Here is a 13,362-nt window from a genome sequence, read left to right on the forward strand (position 1 = left end):
CCCTCCTCGGTCACTGCGCATAGACTGGGATAAGCAGCATGGTGTCTGCGACGGTATCCGTGCCGTCGGGCAGCGCGTTTGCCTGCCGGATGGCCTGGGCGGTGGATGCGTATTGTTTGCCGATCTCCCAGAGCGGAACAGCGGTGTGAATGTATCGCAAAATGAGCGTTGTACCGGCTGGTTCCAGCGGCGGACGGGGCGTATCGGCAGAGAGTGCTGTGATGTCACGCACCGGGACCTGAGACTGTGTGATCAGATCGCCGCTGACCGTGATACGCAGCGGGACGTTGCCATCACTGCCCGGAGATGCCGATACGCGGGCAGAGAGATCACAGGGACGCGCCCCGTCAGGAAGGGTCAGATTGGGCAGCGGGGCAGATACGATTTGCTGTTCAGCGCAGAGAGCGCCCGCAGGGTCACGATATAGCAGAGAGACCTGCACCCTGGCTTCCGGGGATGCCGATTTGGTGTCGAGCGATAGACAGATGCCGTCCGCCATCAGGATTTCGCTGGCCGGTCGGACGATCGGAAGCATGGCCGAGGATTCCAGCACAAAGGGCGTGTCGGTGTGGTAGGCGCAGAGCGAAACATCTCGCGTGTCGAAGTTCAAGATGCGGTGCAGGTGATAGAGGTCTCGTACCGTTTGAATGTTTTCTTCACCTTGCTGCAAGAGCAGCGCACGGACACCCAATCCAACAGACAGAACGCCATCCTCGCGCAGCATACAGTCCAGATTGCGCAGCGATAAACGCGCAGAGGTGGGCAGGGATGCATGCAGTCCGGGCGCATCGAGTACCTGTGTGTAGGGGATGACCTGAGACATGGGCTGAATGGCACCGGTGTCGTCGAGCAGCAGGAGCGAGAGCACGGCCTCACCAGACAGTGTTACCTGACTTTCACCCGATTGACAGGAAACCGGACGCAGCGTTCCGCGCGCACTGATCAGGCGCAGCCCCTGCGCACCAGCGAGCTCTACATCGTCCAGCACGGTATAGTCACGCACGTCGGCGTGCCGCAGCAGCGGGATGGTCTGAGAGCCGTATAAAACCTCGAGTGCATCGTCCCCTTCGGTATCGATCTCTTCGGTCAGAGAGACCCCGCTTTCGGCGAAGACCTCCACTTCAAGAGAAAGAGTTGCGGTCACGCTGACCTTGCGGGAGTTGACCGCAGAGGCCGACACATCAGCGACCTGACAGCGCACAAAGCAGGGACTTTCGGGCAGAATGCCCGGTGTTTCCTCGATGTGCGCAAAGCTCAGCGGGATTTGCAGAAAGCGGATGGTATCCTGCCCGTCGGGGCGGAAGAGTACGACGGTGTTCACCGTACCGGAAAGCAGGATGCGGTCATTCTGCGGCAGCTCGTCCTTCACACTGACCGAGGCGTAAGCGCAGAGGATGCGTCCGATGTCAGGTTCCGCGTCGGGGACGATGGCGTCAGTACGCTCGGTGAACGATGTATGAATGGTGTGGGTGGGTTCGAAGTATTGCAGATCGGTGCGGATTGGTTCCATGTCAGTTTCCTCCTTTTTGCTGCTTCTGCTCTATGTATATGTGGCAGAGCCGGCAATATGAAGCGAGGCAATAAAAAAACGCGGCCGTGAGGCCGCGTCAAATGACAGCGCAGATTGAGGAAGAATCTGTGATTGGTTGGATGAGCTTAATCACCTCTGCGAATGCCGAACATTCTGCGCAGTACACCGCATAGACAGCGCGGACTTTTCCAGATCACGACTTTCATGGAAATGAGCCTCCTTTTATCGAGCCAGCAGTATGATACCGCACGCGATGAGACCGACGGCACAGAGGAAGAGAACGAAGAGAGCCGGGATCAGTCCGCCGAGAATGATTCCAATACCGACCCCGAGACAGAGCATCCCGATGAGATATCGCAGACAGTTCATAGCGCGGATCACACTCCTTATACCGCAGTATAAGCGCGTGCAGCGCAAAGTGTGACAGACAGCTCAGGCTTTGCCGGTGCTGCCGTGACCGCCGCGATCAGGGTTGCCCAGCGTGTCGGACTCGAGGAAGGTGATTGCGGGCTGGTGCTCCATAATGCGGAACTGGCAGATACGGTCGCCGACGTGAATGACCGTGTCACGCAGCGCATAGGCCGGGAAAAACCATTGGTCGTTATCACCACAGTAGGTTTCATCAATGATTCCCATGCTGTTTGTCTGGATAATGCCGAAATTTTTGAAGGTTGAACTGCGCGGCACGACATGCGCTTCGTATCCGGCAGGCAGCTGCATGGCAATGCCGAGCGGGATGAGCGCGAACTCTCCGGCCTTGAGTGTGACTTCCTGCGCCGCACGCAGATCAATCCAGTCGGATTTGCCATCAATGTAGCGCAGACGCTCGATGGCATCGGTAAAATATTTAATCTTGATTTCCATTTTGTGTACTCCTGAGGGTAAAATAAGGATAGCAATATGATACCACGGGAGGCGGGAAAGTGTAAATGACAGAAAAAAGAACGTCCCCGACGGTGCGAAGACCGACGGGGACGCCTTTTACCCAAATCGCAAACCTGCGATATCCACAAACAGGGAAAAATCTTGGAAGAAAACCCCTGTTTTAGAACAATTTTATTATAACATGGATGATTTTACACGGCAAATCAATTCGTTCGACAAAATTCGACAAAGCGTGAGAGACTTTCCATTCTGGAACCGGTCTGTTATAATAATCATATCGTGATCTTTTGCCACATACCCTGACGACAGGGGAGGCGGAGAACATGAAACAGCGAATTTTGCAGCACTTCAGGCGGCGCTGGTTTTATTATATTGCGCTGGGACTGGTTGGTCTGCTGATTTTGGATCAATTGCATGCGGGTGGACGGCTGGACGTATTTTCTGCCCAAAGGGAGATTCCAACCCTGGTGCTGGACGCCGGACACGGTGGATTTGACGGGGGCGCGGTCAGTCCGAATGGCGTGACTGAACAGCAGATCAACCTGTCAATCACATATAAGGTGCGCGACCTAGCCGGATTCTTTGGCCAGCCCAGCGTGCTGACGCGTCCGGACGATCAGGCACTCGACTATGAGGCCGGGCGAAGCGTGCGGGAAAATAAAGCGGCGGATATCCGTGCTCGTGCCCGTATTTGCGAACAGACTGCGCATCCGATCTTTGTCAGCATCCATCTCAATAAATTTGAGCAGTCTCGATATTTTGGTGCACAGGTGTTTTACGGTGCGGCAGACCCGGACAGCAAAGTGCTGGCAGAAGCCATCCAGACCGCACTCAAAGACGGTATTCAGAACGGAAATACCCGTGTTGCCAAGCCTGCGGGTGACACCATTTACCTCATGCGGCATTTGACCTGTCCGGCACTCATTGTCGAGTGCGGCTTTCTGTCCAATCCCGAGGAAGAGCAAAAGCTGTGCGAGGACGGATACCAGACGCAGCTTGCGACCTGTATCGTGGCAGGATATTTGCAGGCATAACACCCCAAGTTGGAGGAAGTACATGAAACAAAAGACCATTTTTCTGTGCAGCGATTGCGGCTATGAGAGTCCCAAGTGGTACGGTAAGTGCCCGTCGTGCGGTGCATGGAATACACTGAGTGAATATAAAGTCAAGCCCGAGACCGCGACCCGCGGTGTCCTGGCAGCTGACCATCGGGGGACGGGACAGAATAAGCCGACCTTGCTGTCGGATATCGACTCTGCGACCGAATCCCGCTTCCAGTCGGGTATCGGAGAGTTGGACCGTGTGCTGGGCGGCGGCGCCGTGCACGGTTCGTTTGTTCTGGTTGGCGGTGAGCCGGGTATCGGCAAATCCACCCTGCTCTTGCAGATGTGTCAGGAAATGTGCCGCGCAGCCAAAGTGCTGTATGTGTCGGGCGAGGAATCGCTGCGGCAGATCAAACTGCGCGCCAGCAGACTGGGCATTCGCGCGTCCAATCTGTTTATTTTGGCCGAAACCGATATGGATGAAATCATCCACGAGACCGACCTGCTTGAGCCGGATATTCTCATCATCGACTCGATCCAGACCGTGTACCGTCGCGATTTAACCGCGGCACCGGGCGGCACGACCCAGATCAAAGAGTGTGCCATGAGCCTCATGCAGTATGCCAAGCGGCACAGTGTGACCATCTTTATCGTCGGACACGTCAATAAGGAGGGTACCCTTGCAGGCCCGAAAATTCTGGAACACATGGTAGACTGCGTGCTGTATTTTGAGGGCGAGCAGACCGGCCCGTTCCGTTGCCTGCGTGCGGCAAAGAACCGTTTCGGCTCCACCAATGAGATTGGTGTCTTTGAGATGAGCGACCGCGGCTTGCTTGAGGTGCAGAACCCGTCAGCTGCCATGCTGGCCGGTCATCCGACCGGTGCGTCGGGCAACTGCATTGCCTGTGTCATGGAGGGCAGCCGACCGCTGCTGGCCGAGGTGCAGGCACTGGTTGCCAAGACCCAGTTCGGCGTGCCGCGCCGCACGGCAGCGGGTGTGGACTATAACCGTATGGTGCTGCTGCTTGCCATTCTGGAAAAGCGAGCCGGACTGTTTTTGTCGGGCAGTGATGCGTATGTCAACGTCGTTGGCGGCATGAGACTGGACGAACCGGCAGCCGATCTGCCAATGGTGCTTGCAATCACGTCCAGTTTCCGGGATAAACCGCTGCCCGAGGGCGTTATGAGCTTTGGAGAAGTCGGTTTGACCGGTGAACTGCGTGCGGTCAGCTGTGCGTCCCAGCGCATCTGGGAAGCCTATCGACTGGGTTTCCACACCTGCATTGTGCCCGACCAGGATGTCGGTGAGGTTCCGGAACATATGAATGTCGTCAAGGTTAAGACTGTGCAGCAGGCACTGCAAGCAGTCTTATAATCCGAACCGTTTTGCACCCGTAGGCCAGACCGGCTTGCGGGTGTTTTGCTGTATAAAAAACGGTGTTCTGCCGCAAACTGTCAGCGAGAATGTTTGCGGAGGGAATGATGTGTATGCGTGACAGGCGTTATCGCTGGGTGCTTGTGCTGACGGCCTGTGTTTTGATCGGAATGCTGATTGTCTCAGCCCTGTCTCGACCGGATTTGCCCGAGACTGTGCCGGTGACCCAGGCGGCAAAGGAAGATGTCTACAATACCGTGTCGGTGAAAGGAACGGTGCGCGCAAAACGGGAAAGCCAGGAGTTTGTCTATGCACCGGCGCGGGTAGAGACTTGTTATGTATCTCTCGGAGAAACCGTGGAGGCCGGTCAACCACTGATTCAGGTATATTATCCGGAGGTTTCCGAGGAAGTGCAGCAGGCAGCAACCGCTTTTTTCGAGGAGACGGCCAATGCGTCACCCGAGCAGGCTGCACAGAACGGAACCATCGTGCGTGCGTCGATGGATGGCACGGTCGCTCAGCTGCCCGAGGAGGGAGATCTCTTACTGCCAGGTGTGACCGCTGTGCGCATAGGGGATTTTTCCGATTTGAGCGTCGAAGCCAAGGTGCCCGAACTGTATGCGACCGATTTGGAGGTTGGACAGAGAGCGAATATTACGTCGGTGGCAGACAGTGGGAATACCGTGTCTGCAAGTCTGACTGAAATCGCACCCTATGCCGTGCAGACTTTCAGTATTACGGGAGGTAACCAGTCAGCAGTTGTGCGGTGCAGCTTGCAGATCACCGATACGGATGCCGAGCTCATGCCGGGAACGACGGTGGATGTCAAACTGTTCACCGATACGATAGAGAACGCGGTTACCGTGCCGTATACGGCCATTCGGCAGGATGGTACCCAGCAGTATGTGTTCGTGTGTGAGCCGGACGGAACCATTCATCGAAAGGATATCGAGACCGGGTACCAGCTCAGCCAGGGCGTACAGGTTACTTCGGGCGTATCTGCCGGAGAATGGATTGTGTGCGATAATCAGACCCCATTGCAGGATGGAGAGAAGGTGTACCCGGATGCGGGGCAGTGATCTCATCCGGCTGGCGTTTGGACAGGTCAAACGAGGCGGTGTGCGCAGCTTGCTGTGCGGCTGCACCGTAGCGATCGGCGTGTGCGCCATCTCGGTCATTGGTGCAGTCGGTGATGTGGCACAGGATGAGATGCACGAGGCCATTCATGCAATCGGCCTGCGTGGTATGACCTGTTATTTGGAGGACGCACAGTCAGGGGAGGTTCTGACACCGGCGTTTGCCGAAGCGGTGATGGAATCATGCCCTGATGTGCAGACGGCTATGCCGGTCAAATACCAGACCGGACGGTATCAGAACGGCTTTCACAGCGGGGACGCATTGCTGTTTGGCGTGGATGAGAATATGGGGCAGGTGTTGGATGTGGACCTGCTTTCCGGTCGATTGCTGACCGCAGGCGAAGCCAACGGACAGGTGCGGCGGGCGGTTATCAGCCAGACGCTGGCCGAACAGCTTTACGGAAGAGTGGACGTTGCTGGGCGAAACTTGTATCTGACGATCGACGGACAGGAGCAGATTTTTGAGATCGTGGGTATCATTCGGGATCAGACACAGATGTTGTCCGGCATTGCGGGAGGCTCGGTGCCGACGATCATCTATCTGCCTTATGCGGTGGTGGCCGATGCCGGACAGGGAGCCGATCAGGTGCTGCTGTCCTGTACGGGAGATACACAGACTATCGAACGCCAACTCAATGCCATTGCACAGGGGCCGCTGGGACTGCATAGCAAAATTGGCGTGCAGGATCTGAGCGGATATCTGGGAACGGTGGACAAATTGGCAGAGCAGGCTGTCTGGGTGTTCCTGTTGGTGGCTGGAATTTCTATGATCGTCGCCTTGGGCGCTGTCGCGGGTGGAATGCTGTCGGCAGCACATGAAATGCGTGAGGAAATCGGCATTTACCGTGCGATTGGAGCCAGACAAACCGACGTGTTTTGGCTGTTTGTGCTGCAAGCGGCATTGATCTGCGCACTGGGCGCAGCCTGCGGACTGCTGGCAGCACATGGGCTGTGTCTGGCGGCTTCGCATTGGACGGGATATGCAGTCAGCGCATCCCCACAACTGATGACCGGCTGTTTTGGGGTTGCGGTCGGCTGTGGTGTCCTGTCGGGCATTGCACCAGCACTCCATGCAGCGCATTTAGACCCTGTACAGACCATGCGCGGATAAAAGAAGACGAGCGTACCCGTAAGTTGGGATGCGCTCGTCTTTTTGTGATCAATCTTGGTCAGAATCGACATTTTTAGGTTGTTTGCTGCGCGTCATATGCGCGAGCGGGTTGCGCTCGGCAGCTTCCCGCACATGCTGGTCGGCAATGTGGGTGTAGATCATGGTGGTGTCGACACGGGCATGACCGAGTACATTCTGCAAGGTACGGATATCCACGCCGTTCTGATACATGAGCGTCGCGGCCGTGTGCCGCAGCTTGTGCGCGGAATACTTAGTCGGGTCAAGACCGGCAGCCGTAATGTATTTTTTGACCAGCCACTTGACTGTCTGGACATTGATGCGGTTGCGATTACGGCTGACGAACAGGGCGTCACGGTCGGCCTCGTGCGGTATGATGCGCTGGGGAAGATATTGTGCGATTGCTTCTTCGCAGGCCTCGTTGAGATAGAGCATGCGCTCTTTGTTGCCCTTACCGCGTACACGCAGTGTGCCTTCGCGCACATCGGTCAGGTTGAGTCCGACCAGCTCGGACACACGCAGACCACAGTTTAAGAACAGCGTGAGAATGCAGTAATCCCGCTCGGCGTATTTTCCCTCGATGCTTTGCAGTAGATGGATGGAATCATCGGTTGTGAGATAGCGGGGCAGTTCCTTGGGTTTGGAGGGCAGTTCCAGACCACCAGCCGGGTTGGAGTCCAGTACGTGAACTTTATCGGTCAAGTAGCGGAAGAACGAGCGCAGAGAAGATACCTTGCGTGCGCGGGAAATCGGGGACAGACCGTAATCGGTTGCCGGGCTGTTGGCCTGAGTCGGACGCTGCTCGCCGATGTAGGTCAGAAAATCGTAAATATCGGTCAAGCGGATGGTTTTCAGCAGCGACTCATCCACGTCGAAGATGGAAATTTCTTCAAACGGGGTATCACGCGATACAAGCCCACGGCTGATTTTGATAAAGCGCAGAAAAAGGCGCAAATCCAGAAAATATTCAAAGGCAGTCTTGGGCGACTTGCCGCGAATGGTTGTCATGTAGATAAGAAAGTCGCGTAAGAGCGGACAGGCATCGTGCGCATATTCAGAGATGACATATCGCATAAATAGAACCTCCTGTTGTCTGTCTGTTTCTCATTTTACTACGTTTGCGGGTGTTCGTCAAAGCATGATTGAAAGATGAAACCATTGGACAGCTATGCGTACCTTGTAAAAAAAGAAGGGGTGTGGTAAGATAAGACAGATTTCAACGGGGAAGAGGGAACGTAAATGGAACCGAATGCATATCGTCATTGTACCCTGTGTCCGCGCGGCTGCGGTGTCGACCGTACCAGTGGCGCATGTGGATTCTGCGGCGCATCTGATGTGGTTTATGTCGGACGTGCGGCACTGCATGCGTGGGAGGAACCGCCGCTGTCTGGTGAGCGGGGATCGGGTACGGTCTTTTTCACCCATTGTGCTTTGGGGTGCGTATTCTGCCAGAATCGGACAATCAGCAGACGGGAAGCGCAGGGGAAACCGGTGACGCAGGAGCGTTTGACCGAAATTTTTCTGGAGCTTCAGACACAGGGCGCACATAACATCAATCTGGTTACCGCGTCTCATTATGCACCCACGGTGCGAGCAGCCTTGCAGCAGGCACAGGCACAGGGGCTGCACATACCGGTCGTCTATAATTGCGGCGGCTATGAGACAGTGGAGACGCTGCGCATGTTAGATGGCCTGATCGATATCTATTTACCCGATTTCAAGTATTATAGCAGCTATTATGCCGGAATGTACTCAGGTGCGCCTGATTATCCTGATTTTGCCAAGGAAGCCATTGCCGAAATGGTACGCCAGACTGGTGCACCGCAGTTTGACCAGACGAGGATGATGACGCGCGGCACGATTGTCCGTCATTTGATGCTGCCGGGACTGGCGGGAGATACCGCACAGGTGCTGCGCTATCTGGCCGAGCACTTTGGTGATCGGATTCTGGTGAGCCTCATGCGTCAGTACACACCGTTTGGTATGGCAGAACGTTACCCGGAGCTTGACCGAAAGATTACCGACGAGGAATACGAACAGGCAGTCACGTTGTTTTCTGAGCTGGGACTTGCCGGATTTTTGCAGGATAAAGAGTCGATCAGCGAGAGCTTTATTCCATCGTTTGAGGGGCAGGGCGTGTAACCGAAAATCGGTTGACAAACCGGAAAACGGGTGTTATACTGACCTCATAGTGAAACAGATTCATAGCGTAAAGGCGATGAAAAGGAAAGTACAGCGTGACCGAAAGCACAGAGAGCCCCGGTGTGGTGTGACGGGGACTGGAAGCGCGTCTGGAAAATGGCCTTGGAGCCGCGTACCGACCTGCGTGGGATGATCACGCAATAGGATGCGATGGGTGCGCCCATTACAGCGCCTGGATATCGAGCGGCAGTCTGTCCGTTCCGTACCCGCAGAGGTTCGCATCGTGAGGTGCGGATAAAGTGAAGGTGGTAACACGAAGCGATTTCGCTCTCGTCCTTGCACGTAGTCAGGGACGAGGGCTTTTTTATATCCCTTATCCCACAAACCAATACCATTTGATGGAGAAAGGGAATGTAAGATGGAGATTCAGATTCGTACATGGAGACCGGAAGACGCTGCGGCATTGGCAGAGCAGGCCAACAACGAGAAGGTAGCAGAGCACCTGCGCAATGTATTTCCGCATCCGTATACCGAGGAGGATGCACAGTTCTTTATCAACGGCGCATTGCGTACCCACTGCGACCGAGCCTGGGTGCGTGCAATCGAGGTGGACGGTAAGATTGCGGGCGGCATTACGCTGACGTTTGGAGACGATGTGTACAGTAAAAATGGCGAATTGGGCTATTGGCTGGGAGAGTCCTATTGGAATCGCGGCATTGCCACCCGTGCAGTTGCTGACCTGTGCGAGCGGGCGTTCCGTGAAACCGATTTGGTGCGTATTGAAGCCGAGGTGCTCACCAATAACCCGGCATCAATCCGCGTGCTGGAAAAAGATCATTTCCAGCGAGAGGGATACTTCTGCAATCGCGTCTGCAAGAATGATCAACTAATTGACAGCGTTGTCTTTGCACTGCTCAAGTAAACGAAAAAACGCCCCGACGATATTTGTCGGGGCGTTTTTGTATGCGTTTTAAGATGCGCTGTCCTTTGCTGAATCAATCGGTTCGGGACAGATGCGTTCAACCAGAATAAACGAGATATAACGACCGTTGGTCTGTTCGATCGTGAATCTCAGACCGTTGAACACAAAGACTTCCTTGTCATAGATCGAGCTCAGCTGAGACATCAGCCAACCGTTGACCGTTGTCAGGTCGGTTTCTGGTGTATCCAGGTCAAGCTCGTCGAAGAGCTTGGACAAACGGGTCTCACCGCGTACCCGGTAGGAAGTTTCCGAGAGCTGTTCGATCTCGGGTTCTACCGTATCGTGTTCATCCCAGATTTCGCCGACCAGCTCTTCCAAGATATCTTCCATCGTTACGATGCCGGCCGTACCGCCGTACTCATCGGTGATGATTGCCAGGTGGGTCTGACTCTGCTGGAAGAGACGGAGCAGATCGGAAATCTGAAGGGAAGGTGCAATATAGAGCGGGGGCTGAAGGACAGACGAGAGCGGCTTGTGCTCAGCAATCACATGATTGTAGAAATCCTTCTCGTGCAGGATACCGACAATGTGATCAATGTTGTCCTGATAAACCGGCAGACGAGAGAATCCGGTGTCGCGGAACACTTCGATAATTTCCTCGGTTGTAGCGGTGTCCTCGATGCCGCAGACCGATACACGGGGCGTAAACACATCGATGACGTCCAGATCGTTAAATTCGATTGCCGAGCGAATCAGGTCACTTTCCTGCTCGTCGAACGTGCCGTCGTTTGTCGCTTCATCCACGATCGTCAGCAGCTCATCCTCGGTGATGCTGGTTTCCGCTTCGGTGGGGAAAATGTGAGAAAGCAGTTTTTTCCACTGACCGAACAGGAAATTGAGCGGTGCGAGAATAGTGAGGAAGATGCGCAGGATGGGGGCAGAGAACATCGCGAACTTTTCGGGAGATTCCTTAGCCAGACTTTTCGGAGAAATCTCACCGAAGATCAGAACCAGAACGGTCATGACAACGGTAGAGAGCGTCGGACCGGTGCTCGAGCCGAACCATGCGATGAAAAGAACGGTGGCGATGGAGGTCGAGCAGATGTTTACGATGTTGTTGCCGATCAGAATGGTCGAGAGCAGACGATCGTATTGATCTGCCATATCCAACGCGAGCTGAGCACGCTTGTTGCCATCAGCTGCCATGTTTTTCATGCGGATACGGTTAAGGGATGAGAACGCGGTCTCAGTGGCTGAAAAGTAGGCTGAGCCAACAATGAGAATGACGATGGCTATGACCAGGGGTATGTGACTACTGTCCATGGAAAAAAGAAACCTCCCAAAGATGAAATATAGGGTTAATAAATAGATTTATGGTGATTATACCATGAAAATCAAACAGCGTCTATGAAAACTTTGTAAAAAATTACGGCAGAGCATGCCAGATGAAGAAAGAGAAAGATCCGGAGACAGGCTCCGGATCTTTGAAACTTTATTTGGTTTGGAAAGAACCGGTTACTGTGCTGCAATGACGTGACTCATGTTGTAGAGTCCGGGTGTCGTCTGCTTTGCCAGAAAAGCGGCAGCGTTGACTGCACCGACAGCGAAGACTTCACGCGAGAGCGCAGAGTGCTTAATTTCGATTACTTCATCACGGCCACAGAACATAACACTGTGCTCACCAACGATGGTGCCGCCGCGGATGGAATGAATGCCAATCTCATGCGCCGGACGCTTTTCGCGGCGTTCGTGACGATCGTAGACATACTCGGCATCATAGGGCAGCGCCTCGGAAACAGCATCGGCCAGCATCAGCGCGGTACCGCTGGGCGCGTCAAGCTTCTGGTTGTGATGCGCTTCCACAATCTCAACGTTGTAATCCTCACCGAGAACGGACGCACACTTTCTCAGCAGATCCATCAGCAGATTAATGCCAATGGACATATTGCCCGAACGGAAGACTGGAATCTGCTCGGAAGCTGCCTGAATCTGAGCGAGCTGCTCGGGCGAGTGACCGGTGGTGCAGATTACGACCGGAACATGGCGAGACAGGCAGAACGCCAGCAGCTCTTCGGTCAGTGCTGCGTTGGAAAAGTCGATGATAACATCGCAGTCACCGGTAAACTCTGCCGGATGGGAAAAGACCGGGTAATCGGACAGAGAAACCGCATTGAGATCGAAGCCAGCTACGATCTGCATGTCGGACTTTGCCGCACAGATATCGGTAATCGCGCGGCCCATACGGCCATTACAGCCGGAAAGAACAATTTTAGGCATGGGATACACCTCAGATCTTGCAGCCCATGCGCTCGAGCTCACGACGCAGCAGCGCTTCGTGTTCCTCGGTTACGCCAACGAGCGGCAGACGCAGGTCGCCAACCTTCCAGCCCAGAATCTCCATGGCCTTCTTGACCGGAATCGGGTTGACTTCGCAGAACAGTGCATTGATGAGGGGCAGATAATCGAGCTGCATACGGCGCGCCTCTTCGTATTTGCCCTCGAAGCACAGCTGGGTGAGCTTGTGGGTCTCAGCCGGTGCGACGTTGGACAGAACCGAGATAACGCCCTTGCCGCCCATTGCCATCAGAGGAACGATCTGATCATCGTTGCCCGACCAGAAGTTCATTTCGTCACCGCACAGATGCATTGCTTCAGCCAGCAGGGAGAAATTGCCGCTTGCTTCCTTTGCACCGTTGATGTTAGGATGCTTGGACAGTGCAGCGTAGGTTTCAGCTGCAATGCTCAGGCCGGTACGGCTGGGTACGTTGTACAGAATAACCGGGCAGTCGCTGCAATCTGCGATTGCCTCAAAGTGTGCGATCAGACCGCGCTGGGTGGTCTTGTTGTAGTACGGGGTGACCGACAGAACGGCGTCTGCACCGGAAGCCGCAGCCTCACGGGTCAGCTCGATGGCAGCTGCGGTGTCGTTGGAGCCGGCACCGGCAACAACCGGAACGCGGCCTGCAATGTAAGAGCAGCCGAAGTCGACAACCTCTGCATGCTCCTTGAGGGTCATGGCAGAGGACTCGCCGGTGGTACCGACAATGACGATTGCATCGGTACCATGCTCGATCTGATGATCGATGATCTTCTTGAATTCGTCATAGTTTACATCGCCGGAAGCGGTAAACGGGGTGACGATAGCAACAGCGGCACCGGTAAATACAGGCTTTTTCATAGTAAACTTGTTTCCTCCTTG

13 protein-coding genes are annotated in these 13,362 nt (G+C 54.8%); 7 read left to right on the plus strand and 6 right to left on the minus strand.

The window, feature by feature from the left end; all coding sequences use genetic code 11:
* Positions 1 to 10: 10 nt before the first annotated feature.
* Positions 11 to 1,510, minus strand: a complete 1,500-nt coding sequence (locus tag B5D52_RS05265; RefSeq protein WP_016146561.1) for a DUF3794 domain-containing protein — start codon at positions 1,508 to 1,510, stop codon at positions 11 to 13.
* 225 nt (positions 1,511 to 1,735) lie between these two features.
* On the opposite strand from B5D52_RS05265, the gene B5D52_RS15885 reads away from it, so the two are divergent.
* Complete coding sequence (locus tag B5D52_RS15885) at positions 1,736 to 1,933, plus strand: hypothetical protein (RefSeq protein WP_147535076.1); 198 nt, start codon at positions 1,736 to 1,738, stop codon at positions 1,931 to 1,933.
* Between the two features lie 30 nt (positions 1,934 to 1,963).
* Here B5D52_RS15885 and B5D52_RS05270 read toward each other — a convergent pair whose 3' ends face one another.
* Positions 1,964 to 2,395 carry a dUTP diphosphatase gene (locus B5D52_RS05270; protein WP_016146563.1) on the minus strand — a complete coding sequence of 144 codons (432 nt, stop codon included), beginning with the start codon at positions 2,393 to 2,395 and terminating at the stop codon, positions 1,964 to 1,966.
* A 344-nt stretch (positions 2,396 to 2,739) separates the two neighbouring features.
* Here B5D52_RS05270 and B5D52_RS05275 point away from each other — a divergent pair, with 344 nt between their 5' ends.
* From B5D52_RS05275 to B5D52_RS05290, 4 genes are all read left to right on the plus strand, one after another.
* Positions 2,740 to 3,450 carry an N-acetylmuramoyl-L-alanine amidase gene (locus B5D52_RS05275; RefSeq protein WP_016146564.1) on the plus strand — a complete coding sequence of 237 codons (711 nt, stop codon included), beginning with the start codon at positions 2,740 to 2,742 and terminating at the stop codon, positions 3,448 to 3,450.
* Positions 3,451 to 3,472: 22 nt separating this feature from the next.
* Positions 3,473 to 4,834 (plus strand): DNA repair protein RadA, encoded by a 1,362-nt coding sequence (gene radA / locus B5D52_RS05280; RefSeq protein WP_016146565.1) that lies wholly within the window; start codon positions 3,473 to 3,475, stop codon positions 4,832 to 4,834.
* A gap of 113 nt (positions 4,835 to 4,947) precedes the next feature.
* The gene (locus B5D52_RS05285; RefSeq protein WP_040332459.1) at positions 4,948 to 5,913 is read left to right on the plus strand and encodes an efflux RND transporter periplasmic adaptor subunit; all 966 of its coding nucleotides are present in this window, start codon (positions 4,948 to 4,950) and stop codon (positions 5,911 to 5,913) included.
* Positions 5,900 to 7,081, plus strand: a complete 1,182-nt coding sequence (locus tag B5D52_RS05290) for an ABC transporter permease (protein ID WP_016146567.1) — start codon at positions 5,900 to 5,902, stop codon at positions 7,079 to 7,081. The genes B5D52_RS05285 and B5D52_RS05290 overlap by 14 nt, the downstream gene beginning before the upstream one ends.
* Before the next feature lie 48 nt (positions 7,082 to 7,129).
* Here B5D52_RS05290 and B5D52_RS05295 read toward each other — a convergent pair whose 3' ends face one another.
* Positions 7,130 to 8,173, minus strand: a complete 1,044-nt coding sequence (locus B5D52_RS05295) for a tyrosine recombinase XerC (protein WP_016146568.1) — start codon at positions 8,171 to 8,173, stop codon at positions 7,130 to 7,132.
* Positions 8,174 to 8,338: 165 nt separating this feature from the next.
* On the opposite strand from B5D52_RS05295, the gene B5D52_RS05300 reads away from it, so the two are divergent.
* Positions 8,339 to 9,241: a radical SAM protein gene (locus B5D52_RS05300; protein ID WP_016146569.1), complete on the plus strand. Its 903-nt coding sequence runs from the start codon at positions 8,339 to 8,341 to the stop codon at positions 9,239 to 9,241.
* A gap of 418 nt (positions 9,242 to 9,659) precedes the next feature.
* Positions 9,660 to 10,163, plus strand: coding sequence for a GNAT family N-acetyltransferase (locus B5D52_RS05305; protein ID WP_016146570.1), 504 nt, complete (start codon positions 9,660 to 9,662; stop codon positions 10,161 to 10,163).
* Positions 10,164 to 10,211: 48 nt separating this feature from the next.
* On the opposite strand, the gene B5D52_RS05310 is transcribed toward B5D52_RS05305, so the two are convergent.
* The 3 genes from B5D52_RS05310 to dapA all read right to left on the minus strand — a co-directional run bounded on the left by B5D52_RS05310 (position 10,212) and on the right by dapA (position 13,341).
* A complete protein-coding gene (locus B5D52_RS05310; protein WP_016146571.1) occupies positions 10,212 to 11,486 on the minus strand; it encodes an HlyC/CorC family transporter in 1,275 nt (424 codons plus the stop codon).
* Between the two features lie 192 nt (positions 11,487 to 11,678).
* Positions 11,679 to 12,440, minus strand: a complete 762-nt coding sequence (gene dapB / locus B5D52_RS05315) for a 4-hydroxy-tetrahydrodipicolinate reductase (protein WP_016146572.1) — start codon at positions 12,438 to 12,440, stop codon at positions 11,679 to 11,681.
* 10 nt (positions 12,441 to 12,450) lie between these two features.
* The gene (dapA, locus tag B5D52_RS05320) at positions 12,451 to 13,341 is read right to left on the minus strand and encodes a 4-hydroxy-tetrahydrodipicolinate synthase (RefSeq protein WP_016146573.1); all 891 of its coding nucleotides are present in this window, start codon (positions 13,339 to 13,341) and stop codon (positions 12,451 to 12,453) included.
* Between the last annotated feature and the right edge of the window lie 21 nt (positions 13,342 to 13,362).

The sequence above is a fragment of the Butyricicoccus pullicaecorum DSM 23266 genome (assembly GCF_900167005.1).
GTDB classification, from domain to species: Bacteria; Bacillota; Clostridia; order Oscillospirales; family Butyricicoccaceae; genus Butyricicoccus; species Butyricicoccus pullicaecorum.